The 18,880-nt window shown below is 38.9% G+C and carries 25 protein-coding genes; 22 read left to right on the forward strand and 3 right to left on the reverse strand.

All coding sequences use genetic code 11. From position 1 onward, the window contains the following. Positions 1-400: 400 nt before the first annotated feature. Together ACFIMM_RS03160 and ACFIMM_RS03165 are read right to left on the reverse strand one after the other, a co-directional pair. Positions 401-994: a biopolymer transporter ExbD gene (locus ACFIMM_RS03160; RefSeq protein ID WP_375668250.1), complete on the reverse strand. Its 594-nt coding sequence runs from the start codon at positions 992-994 to the stop codon at positions 401-403. Continuing rightward, complete coding sequence (locus ACFIMM_RS03165; protein ID WP_375675766.1) at positions 991-1,893, reverse strand: MotA/TolQ/ExbB proton channel family protein; 903 nt, start codon at positions 1,891-1,893, stop codon at positions 991-993. The genes ACFIMM_RS03160 and ACFIMM_RS03165 overlap by 4 nt, the downstream gene beginning before the upstream one ends. Before the next feature lie 862 nt (positions 1,894-2,755). Between ACFIMM_RS03165 and ACFIMM_RS03170 the strand changes: the two genes are divergently transcribed. The 4 genes from ACFIMM_RS03170 (at position 2,756) to ACFIMM_RS03185 (ending at position 5,033) form a co-directional block, all read left to right on the forward strand. After that, positions 2,756-3,082 carry a YqjD family protein gene (locus ACFIMM_RS03170; RefSeq protein WP_375612522.1) on the forward strand — a complete coding sequence of 109 codons (327 nt, stop codon included), beginning with the start codon at positions 2,756-2,758 and terminating at the stop codon, positions 3,080-3,082. 3 nt (positions 3,083-3,085) lie between these two features. Then, entirely contained in the window at positions 3,086-3,529 is a 444-nt protein-coding gene (locus tag ACFIMM_RS03175; protein ID WP_375638297.1) for a hypothetical protein, read from the forward strand. Between the two features lie 579 nt (positions 3,530-4,108). Beyond that, entirely contained in the window at positions 4,109-4,435 is a 327-nt protein-coding gene (locus ACFIMM_RS03180) for a hypothetical protein (RefSeq protein WP_375675765.1), read from the forward strand. A gap of 433 nt (positions 4,436-4,868) precedes the next feature. Continuing rightward, positions 4,869-5,033 (forward strand): hypothetical protein, encoded by a 165-nt coding sequence (locus tag ACFIMM_RS03185; protein WP_273758902.1) that lies wholly within the window; start codon positions 4,869-4,871, stop codon positions 5,031-5,033. A gap of 733 nt (positions 5,034-5,766) precedes the next feature. On the opposite strand, the gene ACFIMM_RS03190 is transcribed toward ACFIMM_RS03185, so the two are convergent. Next, the gene (locus ACFIMM_RS03190; protein ID WP_375638296.1) at positions 5,767-6,510 is read right to left on the reverse strand and encodes a nuclease; all 744 of its coding nucleotides are present in this window, start codon (positions 6,508-6,510) and stop codon (positions 5,767-5,769) included. Positions 6,511-6,668: 158 nt separating this feature from the next. On the opposite strand from ACFIMM_RS03190, the gene ACFIMM_RS03195 reads away from it, so the two are divergent. The 18 genes from ACFIMM_RS03195 (at position 6,669) to virB11 (ending at position 18,237) form a co-directional block, all read left to right on the forward strand. Next, positions 6,669-7,019 (forward strand): TrbC/VirB2 family protein, encoded by a 351-nt coding sequence (locus ACFIMM_RS03195; protein WP_375692611.1) that lies wholly within the window; start codon positions 6,669-6,671, stop codon positions 7,017-7,019. Between the two features lie 27 nt (positions 7,020-7,046). Further along, entirely contained in the window at positions 7,047-7,370 is a 324-nt protein-coding gene (locus ACFIMM_RS03200) for a type IV secretion system protein VirB3 (protein ID WP_375682620.1), read from the forward strand. Next, positions 7,370-9,730 carry a VirB4 family type IV secretion/conjugal transfer ATPase gene (locus tag ACFIMM_RS03205; RefSeq protein ID WP_375682621.1) on the forward strand — a complete coding sequence of 787 codons (2,361 nt, stop codon included), beginning with the start codon at positions 7,370-7,372 and terminating at the stop codon, positions 9,728-9,730. Before ACFIMM_RS03200 ends, ACFIMM_RS03205 begins: the two co-directional genes overlap by 1 nt. Beyond that, positions 9,727-10,503, forward strand: a complete 777-nt coding sequence (locus ACFIMM_RS03210) for a type IV secretion system protein (protein ID WP_375682622.1) — start codon at positions 9,727-9,729, stop codon at positions 10,501-10,503. The genes ACFIMM_RS03205 and ACFIMM_RS03210 overlap by 4 nt, the downstream gene beginning before the upstream one ends. 21 nt (positions 10,504-10,524) lie before the next feature. After that, the gene (locus ACFIMM_RS03215; RefSeq protein ID WP_375682623.1) at positions 10,525-10,797 is read left to right on the forward strand and encodes an EexN family lipoprotein; all 273 of its coding nucleotides are present in this window, start codon (positions 10,525-10,527) and stop codon (positions 10,795-10,797) included. Continuing rightward, positions 10,797-11,174 (forward strand): EexN family lipoprotein, encoded by a 378-nt coding sequence (locus ACFIMM_RS03220; RefSeq protein ID WP_375682624.1) that lies wholly within the window; start codon positions 10,797-10,799, stop codon positions 11,172-11,174. The genes ACFIMM_RS03215 and ACFIMM_RS03220 overlap by 1 nt, the downstream gene beginning before the upstream one ends. Next, positions 11,174-11,557, forward strand: a complete 384-nt coding sequence (locus tag ACFIMM_RS03225) for an EexN family lipoprotein (protein WP_375682625.1) — start codon at positions 11,174-11,176, stop codon at positions 11,555-11,557. The genes ACFIMM_RS03220 and ACFIMM_RS03225 overlap by 1 nt, the downstream gene beginning before the upstream one ends. A 2-nt stretch (positions 11,558-11,559) precedes the next feature. Beyond that, on the forward strand, positions 11,560-11,943 hold the full coding sequence (locus tag ACFIMM_RS03230) for an EexN family lipoprotein (RefSeq protein ID WP_375682626.1): 384 nt from the start codon (positions 11,560-11,562) through the stop codon (positions 11,941-11,943). A 26-nt stretch (positions 11,944-11,969) separates the two neighbouring features. Continuing rightward, positions 11,970-12,161, forward strand: coding sequence for a hypothetical protein (locus ACFIMM_RS03235; protein WP_375682627.1), 192 nt, complete (start codon positions 11,970-11,972; stop codon positions 12,159-12,161). A gap of 65 nt (positions 12,162-12,226) precedes the next feature. Then, a complete protein-coding gene (locus tag ACFIMM_RS03240; protein WP_375682628.1) occupies positions 12,227-12,610 on the forward strand; it encodes an EexN family lipoprotein in 384 nt (127 codons plus the stop codon). Between the two features lie 26 nt (positions 12,611-12,636). After that, on the forward strand, positions 12,637-12,762 hold the full coding sequence (locus ACFIMM_RS03245; RefSeq protein WP_375682629.1) for a hypothetical protein: 126 nt from the start codon (positions 12,637-12,639) through the stop codon (positions 12,760-12,762). 128 nt (positions 12,763-12,890) lie between these two features. Next, on the forward strand, positions 12,891-13,175 hold the full coding sequence (locus ACFIMM_RS03250) for an EexN family lipoprotein (protein ID WP_375676227.1): 285 nt from the start codon (positions 12,891-12,893) through the stop codon (positions 13,173-13,175). Between the two features lie 61 nt (positions 13,176-13,236). Then, positions 13,237-14,148, forward strand: coding sequence for a type IV secretion system protein (locus ACFIMM_RS03255; RefSeq protein WP_375634437.1), 912 nt, complete (start codon positions 13,237-13,239; stop codon positions 14,146-14,148). Positions 14,149-14,211: 63 nt separating this feature from the next. Continuing rightward, on the forward strand, positions 14,212-14,439 hold the full coding sequence (locus ACFIMM_RS03260; RefSeq protein WP_375692616.1) for a type IV secretion protein VblB7: 228 nt from the start codon (positions 14,212-14,214) through the stop codon (positions 14,437-14,439). Continuing rightward, complete coding sequence (locus ACFIMM_RS03265; RefSeq protein ID WP_375682631.1) at positions 14,436-15,107, forward strand: virB8 family protein; 672 nt, start codon at positions 14,436-14,438, stop codon at positions 15,105-15,107. Before ACFIMM_RS03260 ends, ACFIMM_RS03265 begins: the two co-directional genes overlap by 4 nt. Before the next feature lie 2 nt (positions 15,108-15,109). Then, positions 15,110-15,961, forward strand: coding sequence for a P-type conjugative transfer protein VirB9 (gene virB9, locus ACFIMM_RS03270; protein ID WP_375612502.1), 852 nt, complete (start codon positions 15,110-15,112; stop codon positions 15,959-15,961). Positions 15,962-15,988: 27 nt separating this feature from the next. Beyond that, positions 15,989-17,167: a type IV secretion system protein VirB10 gene (gene virB10 / locus ACFIMM_RS03275; RefSeq protein ID WP_375654365.1), complete on the forward strand. Its 1,179-nt coding sequence runs from the start codon at positions 15,989-15,991 to the stop codon at positions 17,165-17,167. A 17-nt stretch (positions 17,168-17,184) separates the two neighbouring features. After that, positions 17,185-18,237 carry a P-type DNA transfer ATPase VirB11 gene (gene virB11, locus ACFIMM_RS03280; RefSeq protein WP_375622633.1) on the forward strand — a complete coding sequence of 351 codons (1,053 nt, stop codon included), beginning with the start codon at positions 17,185-17,187 and terminating at the stop codon, positions 18,235-18,237. Positions 18,238-18,880: the final 643 nt, after the last annotated feature.

Raw genomic sequence — 18,880 nt, forward strand, 5'->3', positions numbered from 1 at the left:
CTATAGAGGCGATAAAAAAGCTTCAAAAAGATGAGGGATAGAGGCAAAAAAACTCAATAGAATCAAGATTCACCTATTCCCCCATATTAGACATAACTATTTTATTTTACTTGCTTTTTATATACCATTTATGAACACCGCCGCAAAAAGGGCTTTAAGATGTATTAAGACACACAACAATCGCCTCTGCTGTTTTCTTGATCGCACCTCTTGCGGCAAGATGAGCAGAGCTTAATCCTAAAAAACCGATTCAATATATGAACCCCCTGCGTAATATCAACCCCCTACGTAATATCAAACCCATGCGTGTTTGGTTTAATAAATCCACGGAACCCTCATCAATTTCACTCTACGAGTTTGAGTAATATGCTTTGCTTCCTGCAACAAAGGCTGTTTTTTATCACTGATCAGAGGCATCGGCTGGAATATTAGCGTTTCCCGCAGGGCTCGTTGTTACGGCATCCACATGCCCCACAACGTTACCGCCCGCGCTACCACCCGCTCCATCGACAGCAGCGTTCGCTACCCCTGTTGTTTTATTATTGATCTCACCTCTTGAGACAAGATTGGTAGAGTTTTGCAATCCTACAAGACCGATTTTATGATATCCAGCCATACGTATTTGATTTAATAAATCGATGACAGTACCATAATCAATTTCGCTATCCGCTTTGATTAAAATTTTTGCCTCTAAATTTTGCGTCGTTTCCCTCAACAAAGCTTCTCTCAAAGCTGCTTGTTCTACAAGATGATCACCAATGTAAAGAGAACGATCTTTTTGCAACGTAACATAAAGAGGTTCATCAGACTGAACCACTGAAGGTGCTTGAGTTATAGAAGGAAGCTGAACGGAAATGGCAGATGTTGCCAAAGGCGCTGCAACCATAAAAACAATAAGCAACACCAATACAACATCAATAAAAGGGGTCACATTGATTTCGCTTTGCAACCCACTCTCGTCTATATCCCAATCATTATTAAGGCTTGCTTTCATTTTTTATGACTTTTCTGTTGTCTTTGTCTATCAAGTTCACGGCTCAAGAGCCTTTCAAGAGCAGCAGCGATATCACCTAAATCACTACGATAACCACTCAAAGCACGCATAAGGCTATTATACATAACAACGGCGGGAATAGCCACAAAAAGCCCAACAGCCGTTGCGAATAAGGCTTCAGCAATTCCAGGCGCCACCACATCAAGTCGCGTTGTTTGAGACTGAGCAATCCCAATAAAAGAATTCATAATTCCCCAAACAGTTGCAAAAAGACCAACAAAAGGAGCAATTGCGCCAATAGTTGCAAGAACAGCACTTCCACATGCAACACGGCGTGTAGCAGCCAGCAAGCAGCGTGACAAAAGTGAATGAACCCTTTCTTTTAAACCTTCATGAACATCACGAACCCTAGCATCGCGAACATCGCGGGAAACATCTTCATATTGATTGCTCTCCTCATAAAAGAGAATATCTTCAATCGTTTGTGCATTTTCCCCTACACTGGTTTTTTCACCAGAGCTTTCGTTTATCCCTTCAGGAGCAGAAAAATGAACCTGTTGTGCAGAAAGATACACCTCTTTAAGGACTTCTTTGAGAAAAAACACACCAGCTCCTTTGCTTTCTTTCAAGCTAGCTGCCAAACGCGTAAGAGTCTGAGCATTTAGAACCAATTGAAGTTCATGACGTACTCTTCGTTTTACCAAAGTGATCTCAACAATTTTCACAAAAGCAATTGTCCAAGACATAAGTGAAGCAAGTAACAAAATAATGATAACGGCTTTCACCACCCAATCAGCAGCCATAAACATAGAAAGAGGAGAAAAATCATGCACTGTCAATACAGCAGACATATTATCTAAAGGGACTGTTTTATCTAAAGGGACTGTTTCAGATTCCATTTTTATCTCACATTCTTGTGCTCTTATCTTTATTTATGAGCTGGATCGTCACCCCGCATAGCATCACTGTTCCACAATGCCACTACCCTTTTAACGTCACTTGTGTATTCCTCTTAAGAAAGAAAACTTGATAAATCAAGTATAGTTTTATTTCACAAGCTCTCTCTTAATTCTAAAGAAATTACTCAAGAAATTTTTCTCTAACAATTCAACAAGTTTATCTTACCCAATCAATTTATTGCATAAATTAGGCAAAATGATAAACTTACAAGAAGTATCGCATATAATATTTTAATTTATAAGAATAATTTATCATCGTTCCTGTTAAATAAATCTCTCATATCGCAAAGCTTTTCTCATTTCTGCGGCTCTTTTGAAGCCAACAAAATATTTTCTTACATGAAACAAGCAGCAAAAATATCATAAAATCCTCGGAGAAAAGGATATGCACTTCTCTAACAACCAGTGCACTAAAGTACCTCTCCTATCCTAAAATAAAAATATACCTTACGTTTTTAAAAAAGAACGATCGCAATATTCTTAAACTGACCAAAAGTATCATGGGGAGCGCGTGTTGCCCCCAAATACATAGAGAGCAAAGAGCCGCAATATTATTTTCTTTTTCTTTGCTGCAAAAGTATAAAAGCATATAAGGCAATTCTCAACAGATGCGACCCTTTACAGACAAAGCATATCGTATAGGAAAGATTTATTTTATCAAAAACAATTTTAAATTCAACAAAATGAAAGGAACCAAAAAAAGCTTTTGGCGTTACTCAAGCAGTGAAAATTTTCACTCCAATGCAAATGATCACTATGAACACACCAATACAAATATAATGAATCAAGAGGGAAAAATACCATGGCCCATAATAAAACAACACAGCACGATAAATCAGCCGTAGAAAAAGACCTACAAGGACAATTAGAAACGTTACGCACTGAAATTTCAGGGATTACCTCAACCCTAACAGATCTTGGTGCAAACAAATTCAACGCCGCCAAAGACAAAGCGGAAAAACTATATCACTCAGCGAAAGAAAGTGGTGAAGACATGATGTCTCAAGCAAAAGACAAAATTAGTGATCTTGAACAAACCATGAATCAATGCGTTCGCAAAAATCCTGGCAAAAGCGTTTTGTTTGCCGCAGGGGTTGGTTTTATTCTTTCTCAATTACTGCGTCGTTAAGCAATGCATAAGTTTATCGCGCCTCTTTTAAACCATCTTGTCGGTGGAGGGCTTAAAAGCACAGTCAAGCAAGTACGCCTTCAAGCAATTTTTTATGGGTTTATTGGCATTTCATTCTTCATGTCTTTGCTTTTTTTATGTACCATCGGTTTTATTGCGTTATGTTCTGTTATGAAGCCTCTTGCTGCCGCCAGTATCATGTTTTTAATTTGTCTTTCTCTTGCGGGATTAGGTCTTATTATCAGTCGCGTTCTCAAAACTTATCAACGCTATGACCAACAAAAAAAGACAGAAGAACAACGCCACAAACTCATGACAGATGCGACTGTTTCCAGTCTTGCAGCTCTCAGTCAACATCTCCCTTTTGCCAAATTGGGTGTTCCCATTCTCGGACTTGCAACTTATTTTTTGTGGAAAAAAGATAAAAAAGACCGCTTTTCAGAGTAAAATATGTAAAGCTGTCACTCTAAATCCCCCTCTCAATGTGCTTTCTTTTGTTATAAAAGAAAGCACATTTTTTTCCTCATAGTCTCTTTAGCTTCTTCAAATACCTGAAAAAAATCCCCTTCATTTTGCTAAAAATTCCATAGAACCGCTACACTCTCTTTCAGATTGCAACCCATTTTTCATGAACATAACAACATAAGGCAATGCTTGCATTAGAAGTCCTAGTTTAATTCGAAGCCATTTATTGTTTTTTGAAGGAAATGATGTTCCGTTTCTGCCTTTCTCTATATTTTCATAAGCTTTTTTCAGAACCAAAGGTCACGTCATCGATTTGAATTTATAAAGCAAAAATATTCCCCGTATGAAAATTCTTTTTTCAAAAAATCTGAAATTTTTACCGATAAGAAAGTTGTAAAAACGTCCATTACACAACAAAAATTTATCAACTCTGATACGAATAGAACAGAGGTCATACCTACAATTCACGTCACAGAAAAAATAAAGAAAGAAAATTTTATAGAAATATTTGCTGATGGCATTCAAGCAATTTGTAATTTATCTCGTACAGGACATCGTGCTTTGATAATAGTTTTAGAAGAATATCGATCTAATAAATCAACAAACGAAGATCCCAGCAGCATTACCTTAATTTGGTTTGATGGGGGTATAAATGGAAAAAAGCGCGATATGGTCGACAGAACTTTTCACAATGGTTTAAGAGAGCTCATACAAAAAGGAATTTTGAAACCAAAATTGCCTAATCAATACTGGGTGAATCCTATTCTGTTATTCAAAGAAGAAAAAGTTGCTTTTATGAAAGAATATCAAATAGAATCATCTTCTACCAAACCGGATATTTCATCCGTTGAACATCAAACAGATCTTGAAGATTTTATAACAAAATAACTTGTATCATTTATCGTACTGTGTATATTGTGGAGCATCTTGATTTAAGCGCGTGAGGGGAAAATAATGTCAAAATCACAAATAAGCAAAGAGGCGCTCGTCCTTTTGCTTTTATGGCTTCGTGGTCCTTTAAGATTGATACTAAGCCTTATAATGATAATGGGGTTTGTGGGATTGTTTACAATTCCTATTATGATATTATCAATAGGTTGGTCAAAAGCACTAATAAACATTACAATTTGTTCCTTTATATTAGGTTTTGGCTCTTTCCTTCTAATTTTTTATTATGATAAACTTATAAGATATTTACAATAAACTGTTCACATATTTTTCCATTAACAATACTAATAAAAAACAAAAGATCACGATAATTAAATCTGTATTCCGATATAATTGATGAGATTAATACATATAATTTTTAAAGAGGGGAAAAATGAAAAAATTTATTTTAATATGCTTGGCTCTATTGACTATAGGATTGAATATTACAGGTTGTGGTAAAAGTGAAGAGGAAAAACGTAGAGCCCAACAAGAAGAACAAGCTAAAAAGTTTTTTGAAACAAAATCGCCAGATACAGATCGTGGACATGCATATTAAATAAATACCCCACGACAATAAAATGTGAGTTATCAATCTCTAACTAAAAGAGTATTTTGTGTAACTCACACCTGACAACGTCATTGTACACTTTAACACGTATGAAGACAATCAGTTTTAAAAACTTTGGAAAGGCTTTTCATAACCTATCCGCTTAACGCTAAGTATTTATATAACAAAATACCCATTTATTATCTTTTCTTGTCTTTTTTATAATATTTTCAAATATATATCACTTAAAATACCTTATTATTTTCATCACTTTCTTTTGACTTATCCCCCTATAAGCTTTCTCTTTAATCATGATCTCAAAGCCGCGTGAGAAAAGAACAAGATAGGCCTTTTGGTTATTGATAAGGGGCACACGTGCGCCTAACGATACGCTTTTACAGAATTTCCCAGCCTTTAAAACTTAAGGCTTTTAGCCTTCTCATTTAAATGCAGGTTTGATGTCATGATTTTGGGGTGCGATTATTAAGAGTTTGAGAAGCGAAGAGCTTTTCATTTAAAAAGCAAAACGAAATGACGTATAGCCAAGGAAACGCGCTCTCCCATAGCACTGTAGTAAACAACCTATAAGGATATTTTAAACACAACAAATTTTCATAACGAGCGTTGTCCACCAAGGACTGTGTGGATTATCATTAACTTTTTTCTGATAAGATTTGCAGTAGAATATTGTCTTGATTTTTAAATAGCGCTTGAAAAGACGCTTTATCAATAATGGTCAATATTAATTATGGTCAATGGGATTATAGCTTCCATGATCTCTTCGCCAATCTTCTGGTTGTTGAAATTGGCTCGACCATAAACCGTTTTGTGCTTTTTGAGCAGCAGATTGTAGAGTTTTATAGTCTGCGGGGGATGGAAAATGATGCTGATCTTTTGTCAACACCATCAACCCTTCTGCCAGCCCCAACCGCGCCAGATCAACCCCATCTACAAAACATTGTGCATAATGAACCTGTTGAACGACACGTGCTTGCCGACAAGTAACCTTTTTATCAATTGTTTTTGAAACAAGCCAAGCCGTAACAAAAGCACCGCAAGGCCACTTAACTCCGTTGCGTGAGGCAAATTGTCGTGTTTCACAGCTTTCCACACCATATAAACGGATATCACGGATGATCTTTTTTCTCCACCCATCATCTACAAGCGTAATCATTTTAAAGGTCACACCACTTGTGACCTGTATAGCACCGGAATAGACCGGCACATTTTCTTCATAAAATTGTGATGCGATTGGTTCTGAATGCAACACCACATTTTGTTGGATTGCGTCTTGTTGGTTTGCATAATCAACCAATTGTGACTTCGGATTTTGAACGGGGTTTCCAATTGTCTTTTCTGATCCTTCAAAAAGAGAAAATTGCATAATATTTTCAGTATGTTGACTGAAATAAAAGTATCCTAAAATAATAATACAAATTAAGACAATATATTTAGGCGCTGCTCGAAGATATTTTAAAAGTATCATTTTGAATATTACTATATTTTTTGTTTATTAAATAATAAAAGATTAAATATTATTAATTTATCGATAGAAAAATTTATTTTTTTCATTTATATGATTCCCGATTAATATTTTGAATATTAATTTTGTGATTAACTTAAACATAAAGCGGGGGAATTTTCATGAAAAACATGAATAATTCGTTCATTAATGAACATACCTTACAAAAAACTATTCTATCCAACACCCAAAAAAAAAGGTTAACAGCAGCATTGATGCTGTTTATTGCCTTCATGGCACTGAGTGAACCAGCATTTGCTGATGGCGGCTTCGGAAAAATTGAAACTGCTCTTCAAAAAATAGTTGATGCTTTAAAAGGACCAATTGCAAAATCAATCGCAACCATTGCGATTGCTGGTGTTGGGCTTGCATGGATTGCTGGTTATGTTGAAATGCGTAAAGCTTTCTTTGTTTGTGTTGGCATCGGCATTGTTTTTGGTGCATCGCAAATCGCATCAATGTTTATGTCTTAATTCGCTTAACTTTAGCCTTTCAAAGCCATGAAAGAGAACGACAAGCTAACAGAAGATACGTTATTTCTTGCTTGCACGCGCCCTGCAATGATCGCAGGCGTGACGGTGGAAGCTATGGGATTAAATGCGATAGGAACGATGATATTGTTCATTATGGCAGGCAATATTTTTTTTCTAACCTTTGGTGTGATGCTGCATTTCATATTCAAGGAAATCCTAAAGCATGACCATAACAAATTTCGTATTCTTCTGACATGGCAAAAGACATCTATTTTTGCCAGAAATTCGAGTCTATGGGGTGGGGGAAGTATTTCTCCATTACGATTAATTCGTAATTATGAGGAATTATAATGAATAGAACAGAGCGCAAACGTGAAAAGCAGCCAGAAGCGATCATTCCTTATGTGCGCCATGTCAATAAACACATCATTGCGCTGGATTCACGCGCTCTCATGAGCGTTATTAAACTTGAAGGGATTAACTTTGAGACAGCGGATATTATTGATCTGAATGTGCTTCACGAACAGCTCAATAATCTGTTTAAAAACATAGCGGATGAACGGATAGCGCTTTATAGCCATATTATCAGAAAGCGTGAAACGATTTATCCGGATGGGACTTTCAGATCGGCATTTGCCAAGCAATTAGATGATAAATATCGCGACCGGATGATTTCACAGGAGCTTTATCGCAATGAGCTTTATCTTTCTATTTTGTGGAATCCACACGTTGATCAAACGGATAAATTAGTGGAGTTTTTCAAACGTTTAGGCAAAGCCAAGCAAGAAAAGACAGAAGTTGATGCAGAGTCCATTCGCAAGCTTGAAGATATTACCACAGATCTTATTCAAAATTTAGAGCGCTATGGTGCAAGAAGATTGAGTCTTTATGAACATGAAGGCAATATTTATTCGCAGCAAAGTGAGTTTATCCACCAATTGGTGGGAGGTCGTCGTGAACGTATCCCTCTCACATGGGGGACGATAGCTTCGACTGTTTATTCAGACCGTCTCATTTTTGGGAAAGAGATCATAGAAATACGCACCGAGGCGGCACAGCGGTTTGCGGGCATGTTTGGTTGGAAAGAATATCCAGCAAAAACCAGGGTAGGCATGGCGGATGGTTTGCTCACCCTTCCCTTTGAGTTTATTTTCACCCAATCTTTTATTTTCAAGAGCAAAAACATTGCCAAGCAAATTATGGGGCGCAAACAGAATCAAATGGTCAATGCGGGAGATCGAGCAGGTTCACAAATTATGGAACTGGATGATGCGCTTGATGATCTTGAATCCAATCGTTTTGTTTTAGGGGAGCATCATTTATCATTGGCAGTTTTTGCTGATACGCCGCAAGAGTTAGCGGATAATCTTGCCAAAGCGCGTTCTCGTCTTACAGATGGTGGGGCTGTCATTGCGCGGGAAGATTTAGGGTTAGCAGCAGCTTGGTGGGCACAATTGCCTGGCAATTATGCTTATCGCACCCGCTCTGGTGCAATAACAAGCCGTAATTATGCAGCGCTTTCTCCTTTTCATTCTTTTCCGGTTGGAAAAATAGATGGCAATGTGTGGGGACCAGCGGTAGCCTTGATGAAAACCTCTGCTGGTTCACCGTTTTATTTTAACTTTCACTTTGGAGATTTAGGCAATACGTTTGTTTGTGGTCCCTCTGGTTCTGGGAAAACGGTTATTGTTAATTTTCTTTTAGCACAACTTCAAAAGCATGATCCCAATATGGTCTTTTTTGACAAAGATCGGGGCGCAGAACTTTTTGTGAGGGCTGGTGGTGGCACTTATATGCCCTTGAAGAATGGTAGACCGACAGGCATAGCACCGCTAAAAGGCTTAGACTATAACAATCCAGCAGATAGAGTTTTTTTACGCCAATGGATTATAAAGCTTGTTTCGTCTGAAGATCAAAAGATCAGTGAATCAGAAAGACAAGACATTACGGCAGCTGTTGAGCAGCTTGCCTTGTTGCCAAAAGAACAACGGACAATATCGGCCTTACAAATGTTTTTTGACACCACGCACAGGGAGGGGATAGCGGGTCGTTTAGAAAGATGGTGTAAAGGCAATGCCTTAGGGTGGGTTTTTGACAATCCTGATGACGACATTGGCATTGATGCAAAATTTATTGGTTATGACATGACGGATTTTTTAGACAATAATGAAATTCGTCCCCCATTAATGATGTATCTTTTTCATAGAATTTTGTCTCTGATTGATGGGCGTCGTATTATCATTGTCATTGATGAATTTTGGAAAGCCTTAGAGGATGATTCCTTTAAAGCCTTTGCGCAAGACAGGCTGAAAACTATCCGTAAACAAAATGGTTTGATGTTGTTTGCAACGCAATCTCCCAAAGATGCGATCAATTCGACCATTGCCCACACCATTATAGAGCAATGCCCCACACAGATTTATTTTCCCAATCAAAAGGGCAATCATGGGGATTATGTAGAAGGTTTTAAATTATCGGACAGAGAATTTAACCTGATACAATCAGAATTAAGCCGTGAGTCACGGCGTTTTCTCATCAAACAAGGACAAAGTTCAGTTGTAGCAGAGCTGAATTTACGCGGCTTTGATGATGAAATAGCCATTTTAAGTGGCACCACCAAGAATATTGAACTCCTAGAGACCATTATGGATGAAGTTGGACAATCTCCAGAAAAATGGCTTCCTATTTTTCAAGAAAGGTCAAAGCAATGAAAAAACTTTTATTGGCAACAGCCGTCTATGCAGCTTCATTTGGCTTTCAAACAAATGCATTCGCTATCATGGTATATGATCCCGCGGCTGTAGGACAAATAATGAAACAAGTCCAGCAAGGCACACAACAACTTAACAAATTGCAAGAACAAATTCAACAAGGTGCACAACAGCTTGAGCAATTAAAGAGCCAACTCGATCAAGCGAAACAGTTATATAACTCCTTAAATGTCAAGCCTGACATTTCGGGATTGAAAGAGATGTTTAACAAGCAAGGGAGCAGTGGCGCCCTTCCTTCAGATTTTAACCACTTTCAACAATCGATGGGCAGCGGCGGTGGTGGCGGTGGCGGCGGCGGCGGCGGCAGCAAAAACACGCAAAAATGGCAAGAAGAACTCTTATACAAAGAGCCCGCGGGGGGTGCAGGATCAAAAGAAGCAGTAGATGCTTTTTACGCACAAGAAGTGAAAAAAGCCGAACAGCGCGTAGTAGGACAAGCAGCAAAAGGACAAGACGTCTACGAAGAAGCCAGTGAAACACAAAAAAACATTACCAAGCTCCTTGACGAACTTGGAAGTACTGAAGATGCGGGTAAAATTCAAGGCATTCAAGCACAACTAGAAGCGATACAAGCAAAACTCCAAACACAAGTCCTTCAAATGCAAGCCGCCATGATGATTCAACAAGCAGAAGAAAAAGCGGCAGAACAACGTGGCTACGAAGAATTTACAGCACGATATAAAGATTTTGCCAAAAAACTCCGTGGTCAATAAACGAAAAAGAGGGATTTGAATATGAACAAGATCATCATAACAACATTATTGCTTTGCACAGCGCTTATCGCTGCTGGTTGCGAAAAAACCCATAGTGTAGAAGAATTTAAGAAAGATCACAAATTATACGAAAAATGGAAAATGAAATGTATGACATCAGGGGATCTCGATTCGCAAAATTGTAAAAACGCAGAGCAAGCTTATCGTGAGAGTCTTCCAACATGGGGATGGGGGAGAACTGGCTCGACAAATGACGATAAACAAGAATCTAAAAAGAAACAGGACAATAAATAATGAATAAAGTTCTCATAACAACATTGCTGCTTTGCACAGGGCTTATCGCTGCTGGCTGTGAAAAAACCTACAGTGTAGCAGAATTTAAAAAAGATAAAAATTTACGCCTAGAGTGGGATGCGAAATGTGGATTCGCAGGGACTTCAAAAAATTGTGAAAACATGCGGTTAGCATTTTTAGAACTTCAAAAAGAATATGACGCAAAAGCTGAAGAAAGAAGCCGGAAAGCGGCAGAGAGCTTCAACAAAGCGATGGATGAACTTATGGCTAAACAAAAAGCTGAACATGAAAAATGGAAAGCTGAACAAAAAGCAAAAGAACAAGCCGAACGAGAAGCAGAAGAGCGCGCTAAAGCTAAACAACAGGACAATAAATAATGAATAAAGTTCTCATAACAACATTGCTACTTTGCACAGGGCTTATCGCTGCTGGATGTGAAAAAACTCACAGTGTAGCAGAATTTAAAAAAGATGAAAAATTACGCCTAGAATGGGATGCTAAATGTGGATTTGCAGGAACTTCAAAGAATTGTGAAAACATGCGGTTAGCATTTTTAGAACTTCAAAAAGAATATGAAGCAAAAGCTGAAGAAAGAGCACGTGAAGCGGCAGAAGAGCGTAAGAAAGGTATGGATGCACTTCTAGCGAAACAAAAAGCTGAATATGAAAAATGGAAAGCTGAATTTGAAGCTAAAAAACGAGCTAAAGCCGAACGAGAAGCAAAAGAGCGCGCTAAAGCTAAACAACAGGACAGTCATTAATCATGAATAAAGTTCTCATAACAACATTGCTGCTTTGCACTGGAATTATCGCTGCTGGATGTGAAAAAACCTATAGCGTCGCAGAATTTAAAAAAGATGAAAAATTACGCCTAGAGTGGGATGCAAAATGTGGATTTGCAGGAACTTCAAAAAATTGTGAAAACATGCGGTTAGCATTTTTAGAACTTGAGAAAGAACGTCAGGCACAAGCTGAAGAAAGAAGCCGGAAAGAGGCAGAGCACTTTAAAAAAGAGATGGATGAACTTCTGGCTAAACGAAAAGCTGAGTATAATAAATGGAAAGCTGAATTTGAAGCTAAAAAACGAGCTAAAGCCGAACAAGAAGCAAAAGAACGAGCGGCAGAAGAACAACAGAATAATAATTAAGACATAATGAAGAGCGGAGCATCTCAATGGCAATAGTAACCAAAGGCGTATTTTCTTATATCGACAATATGTTAATGAATCCCATTACAAAAACAATGGATAACATCTATTGCGCTTTAGCTGCTCAACTTAAAGAGGTTTATGCACTTTATAATATATTTATGGCAACATTATGTCTGTGCCCTAGATTTATCATCACTGGTTATAAAAACCGATAACACAAGCAGAATTTAAAGATTGTGCTCAAACCTTGTAAAACTGAAAGGAAAAAGGGGAAATATTGATGAATAAAGTTCTCATAACAACATTGCTACTTTGCACTGGAATTATCGCTGCTGGTTGTGAAAAAACCTATAGCGTCGCTGAATTTAAAAAAGATGAAAAATTACGCCTAGAATGGGATGCTAAATGTGGATTTGCAGGGACTTCAAAAAATTGTGAAAACATGCGGTTAGCATTTTTAGAACTTGAAAAAGAATATAAAGCACAAGCTGAAGAAAGAAGTCGTAAAGCAGCAGAGGAACGGAAAAAAAGTATGGATGAACTTTGGGCTGAACAAAAAGCTAGACAAGAAAAATGGGAAGCTGAATTTGAAGCTAAAAAACGAGCTAAAGCCGAACAAGAAGCAAAAGAGCGCGCGGCAGAAGAACAACAAAATAACCATTAAAACATAATGAAGAGCGGAGCATCTCAATGGCAATAGTAACCAAAGGCATATTCACTAAGATAGACAATATGTTGATGGAGCCACTTACAAGGACAATGGATAGCATCTATTGCGCTTTAGCTGCTCAACTTAAAGAGCTTCGTACACTCTAATATATTTATGGCAACATTATGTCTGTGCCCTAGATTTATCATCACTGGTTATAAAAACCGATAACACAAGCATAATTTAAAGATTGTGCTCAAACCTCAAAAACTGAAAGAAAGAAGGGGAAATATCTATGAATAAAGTTCTCATAACAACATTGCTACTTTGCACAGGGCTCATCACGGCTGGTTGTGAAAAAACCTATAGTGTTGCAGAATTTAAAAAAGATAAAAATTTACGCGATGAATGGAGACGTAAGTGTGGATGGACAGGAGATTCACAAAATTGTAAAAATTTAGACAAAGCAATAGAAGAAGTACGTCAAGAAAATTTTGATAACTATCTAAATAAATATCGTAAAAATGACGATAAACAAAAAATGAAAGAACAATCTGAAAAGAAAGAAGACAGTAATTAAAGCATAAAAATTCGACTTTGTATGGAACGCGAACCCGTATGATAAGAAGCGGAGAAAAACAATGGCAGCGTATGATATATTTACCATGATAGACAACGGGTTGATCGAGCCCCTCACAAAGGTAATGGATGACACCATTAGAAATCTCTCATCATCTTTATCTACTCCGCTTAAAGCGTCTTGTACAATCTATATTATATTTATAGGGTACAATATCATCTATGGGCGTTCTTCCATGCCCTTATGGGAGTTTATAGCAACAGTTTTCAAACTTGGCATTATTGTTGCACTTGCCACAAACGCCACCCATTATAATACTTGGGTTAGGGATATATTCTTCAACGATCTGCCGAATGCCATTGCAAATGTCACCCAAGGAGCACATTCAGATAAAAATGTATGGGATAATATGATACAAACTGCTGCTGGACACGTTTTTGATGCTGCCAACAGAGAACATACATTTACATTTGCTGTCTATTGGCTTGCTGGTCTTTTCTGCTTAGGAGTTTCTGCTCTCTTTTGTGGCGTCGGTTTTTTCGTCTCAGTATATGCTAAAATTGGTTTGTTTCTTGTCCTATCAGTAGGTCCACTCTTCATAAGTCTCTATATGTTTTCCTCAACCAGAAGATTTACAGAAGCATGGTTAAATCAAACAGTAAATTTCATCATACTTCAGGTATTAATAGTCATAATCGGTGGTTTATATGTCGATCTTGCAACAAAACTCCTTTCAGATAGTCCTAGAGATATGATCGTTGCTTTAGTGCAATTTTTAGGTATCAGCAGTTGTGGTATTCTTATCTTTTACAAATTGCCAGAAATCGCATCGGCTTTAGCTTCTGGTGGAGCTGCTCTTACAGGATCAACGAAAGCAGGCGTCGACGCAGTAAAAGCTCCTTTCAAAGCTATGAAGAAGCGTATGGATAAGATGGAACAGAAAGCAATGGCAATATTAGGCCTAATAAAATGAAAGGAAATGGAAGAATGTTAAAAAATTGGGGTAATCTTGCCATTTCTCTTTCTCAGTGGCTGTATGTCTTCACCAAACACACTGAAGTCACTCCCAAAATGTGATGGATATTCTAAACGTCCACTCAACAGATCAATGTGGAATTGGGAAGGGAAAAAACCCACGCCCACACCCATTATCATCAGTAACAACACCCCTTCATCCGTAGAAGGCAAGCTGGAAACGCTTCTGGCACAAAAATTAACGGATGAAGAAATCAAATCTTACAAAAATTGCGGGCAAAAAGCATGAAAGAAAAAGACATAGAACAATACATTGCTGAAGCGCGCTCGTTTGATAAAGATCGCATGCTCGCCTCACGCCGCACCACCCGCGTCTCGCTTGCCATTGCCGGCATCGCGGTTGCTGTTGCAATACTGTCTTCTCTCGCGGTCATCACCCTCACGCCCCTTAAAACCGTGGAACCTTTTGTCATCCGCGTCGACAATTCAACCGGCATCACCGAAGTTGTGGAAGCCTTAAAAGAAGGTCCCACCAATGTCGATGAAGCAATCACACGCTACTTTGCTGCAAAATATGTCCGCTCCCGTGAAGGCTTCACCACAGAAGAAACACAACACAACTTCCAAACCGTCTCCCTCCTCTCTTCTTCAGAAGAACAGGAAAGATTTGCCAGCTGGTATGGAGCAAGAAATCCCCAAAGTCCTCAAATTCTCTATAAACACGCCGCCGTTACAATAACAATAAAATCAATCTCCTTTATCAATGACGATGTCGCCCAAGTGCGTTACTACAGAACCATTCATGACAATGAAACCAACAAAGAATTCATCACCCACTGGGTTGCAACACTTACCTTTGAATATATCAATGCCCCTATCTCTGTCCAAAACCGTTTGATAAATCCTCTAGGGTTTATTGTTAGTGAATATAGAACCGATCCGGAAGTGGTCAACTGATCATGACAAAAAAAATTCTTTTTCTCATTCTTAACATCGCTATTACCCTTTCTTTAACGCCTAGCCATGCCAGTATTTTTCCCACTCGTGCGCCAAGCGATAGCCGCATTCGCTTTATCAACTATGATGCCTATAATGTCACAAAAATTATTGGCTCCATACGCTCATCGGTACAAATAGAATTTTCTCCCAATGAAGAAATTGCCCATGTGGCAATTGGCAACAGCGTTGCATGGGAAGTCGCCCCCGCTGGCAATATTCTTTTCCTCAAAGCGCGGGAAGTCCAACCCATTACCAATCTCCAAGTCGTCACCACAAAGCTTGATGGCTCAAAGCGCTCCTATCAATTTGAACTCATGGTCAAAGATGGAGAAATTTCCTCTGGACAAGAAACATATTTCCTTGTGAAATTTCGCTACCCACAAGAAGAAGCAGAACAAAGAAGACTCGCAGCCCTTATGCGACAAGAAAAACAACAAGCCCAGCGTATCGATAATGTCTTCAACGCTTCTGAAACCTACGGACCACGCAATTGGGCTTACACCGCTCAAGGCTCGAGCGTGCTCGAACCCTCCTCCGTTTATGACAATGGCAAAACCACAACATTTACATTTCCAGACAACCAAGAAATCCCTGCCATTTACATTGTCAGCAATGACGGTACAGAATCGCTGGTTCCCAAAACCACAAGAGGCAACATGGTGATTGTCCATGCCATTAGCGCACGCTTCACCCTAAGACAGGGAAAAAACGTCCTATGCGTCTTTAACGAAGCCTATCAACCAAAAGGCACAAATCCAAATACCGGAACAACCTCACCATCTGTTGAACGTAAAATTGCATCAGATCTTTAAATAAGCGGGAATTGAAGGGGACAACACATGAGTGATAAATCAATCATCGAAGATCGCGGATCTATTGGGGATGGCAAAAACAATAGTGCCAAAAGCGCTGGCAAAAAAATAGTTGTCGCAATAGCCTGTATAGGAATCTGCGGCTATGTGCTCTGGAACATCTTATCCTCCCCCACAGAACAAAAAGACACCGCAAAAGCTCATAAAAAACAAGAAAAAAGCTTTCACAATTCCCTCGCTCCTTTAGAGCTCGCGCCCTCTGACCCGCGTGCAAACATAGCGCCAATAACCTTACCACCCCCACAACCACTCGCACAAGAACCCAAAAAAGATGACCCACTACTTGATGCCGCAAGACGTGCCCCTGTTCTCGCTTTTGCCAAAGGCTCTAAATCTCAATTAAAAGACATCGTCAACACGACTCTCAACCCCTTTGAAAAATTCCATGCCCTTGAAAATCTCGCGAATGCGCAAAATTCTCCTGCCCTTCAAGACACACAAAATTTTGCAACCCTATTAAAGCCTACCAAAACAGAAGAAGCAAAAGCAAAAGCAAAACTCATCGGCAATAGAAACTTTATCATCGCCATGGGAACCTCTATTCCCTGTATCTTAGAAACCGCATTAAACAGTGAGCAACCAGGCTTTGCAAGCTGCATCATCAACCGTGATATCCTCTCTGACAATGGGCGCGTTGTTTTGCTTGATAAAGGAACCCAAGTGATTGGCGAATACCGCGGAGGGATAAAACAAGGTCAATCTCGCCTCTTTGTACTCTGGACAAGAGCAAAAACCCCAACCGGTGTCATCATCGACCTTGCCTCACCCGCAACCGACAGTTTAGGCAGAGCCGGTTTTGATGGCAACATCAACACCCATTGGTGGGAACGCTTTGGCTCTTCCCTTTTACTCACCGTTATTGATGGTGCCACAACAGTTTTAACAAATAAAATAGTAGGCAATTCCAATAAAGAAGGTTCAAACAACTCTGGAGGCGGCGGTTTTGAAGGCGCAAACAACACTGGAAAAGAGGCCGCCAGTATTGCTCTTGAAAATCAAATCAACATCCCTCCTACCTTAGAAAAATTTCAAGGCGAACTGGTCAACATCTTTGTAGCAAAAGATCTCGATTTTTCATCTGTCTATAAACTAGTCGTAAAGAGCAAAAGAAACCGCTCTACTCCCAGCTATTCCTTTTTTCATTAAGCCAATAAAGTCACATTATGCCATCAGCAAAAAATGCAGAACGCGCCTCCATCGTTTTAACAAAATTAAAGATCTTAGATGACTTCCTCAATGATGACAATTTATTTGAAATTGTTATCAATCGCCCTGGCGAAGTAATTGTTGAGGGTCCCAATGGTTGGCAAACCCACATCTTAAAAGAGCTAACCTACAGCGAACTAGAAGGGATTGCAAAAGTTGTTGCTGCCTACACAACACAAAAAATCAGTGTAGAAAACCCCGTTCTCTCCGCAACACTGCCAAACAACGAACGCATACAAATTGTTATGCCTCCAGCAGTTGCAGCCAATACCATTAGCATGACCATTCGTAAACCTTCATCACGCACTTTTTCTCTTGAAAGTTTACATGAAAACAATCTTTTTTCTGTTGCCCAAAACACCAGTTTCACACCCACGCAACAAATGACAGAACGGTTATCCGAACTCTCTGATACAGACAAAGAGCTAACAGATCTCTTTATCGCCAAAGATTTTTGCACCTTTTTAGAAAGAGCCGTTATTACACAACAAAATATCTTAATATCGGGCAAAACCGGTTCTGGTAAAACAACCCTCTCTAAAGCTTTGATTGCAAAAATCCCTGACTATGAACGAATTCTCACCATTGAAGACACGCCAGAACTTGTCGTTCCGCACGCCAACAAAGTGCAGCTCTTTTATTCAAAAGATAACCAAGGCTTAGCAAAAGCAGGCGCAAAAGAACTGCTTGAATCAGGATTACGCATGCGCCCCGACAGAATCCTTCTACAAGAGCTGCGTGATGGTACAGCCTTTTACTATATCCGTAATGTCAATTCTGGTCACCCCGGCTCCATTACCACCGTCCACGCCTCAACAGCCCTTGCAGCCTTTGAACAAATGACCCTTTTAGTCAAAGAAAGTGACGGTGGTGGTAATTTAGCACGCGATGATATCCGCGGCTTATTAATCTCGATGATTGATGTCATCATCCAATGCAAACGCCTCGAAGGAAAATTTCGTGTAACAGAAATCTATTACGACCCTTTCAAACGCCGTGATGCTTTTTAAAAAAACGCTACCCCTCACACCCTTTTTTATAAGCAAAAACTATACCAATAGAGCTTTCTTAAAAACACGATTATAAGCCGCGGATATCATCGCGTGCTAAATTACCACCATAGCTTCAAGTTCATTTTCAATGAATTGAAAGCAAAAAGAAGTAAAAATATCATCCCCATTCCCAATCACGAATGCGCCCCACAGGAAAACCAAAACGTGCCGAAAATGATATCTATAACCCTATATTTTTTCTGTTTTTTTTTGACATCAATATTTGCAGGAATATCGATACAAAATTTAGTATCCGCTTCACCTTTAGCTTCAGACAAAAGCTTCACAAACACCTTTTAATATACGAGGTCCTGCTTTATGTGCCTTATCCATTATTATTCTTTTCGATATTCATCAAGGCGCAATATAAAAATTTTCTTCAACGCATTCCTCTCTGATTTTGTCAAATTACCTCAAGATGATTGACTGTAAATATCTTCGATCAACACCGGAATATTTTAACCACCAAAAAAGGGTATAACTTTATATCCCCCACTTTTACTCTTATGCTTTTAAACCTAACTTTCCTTGGCTTTCTCTCATACCTTGCATAAGACCACCAGCATCTGAATGAGTAGCAATAAAAGAAACAATATCAAAT

It is taken from the genome of Bartonella sp. AP258QHHD (genome assembly GCF_042196145.1).
Classification (GTDB): Bacteria; Pseudomonadota; Alphaproteobacteria; order Rhizobiales; family Rhizobiaceae; genus Bartonella.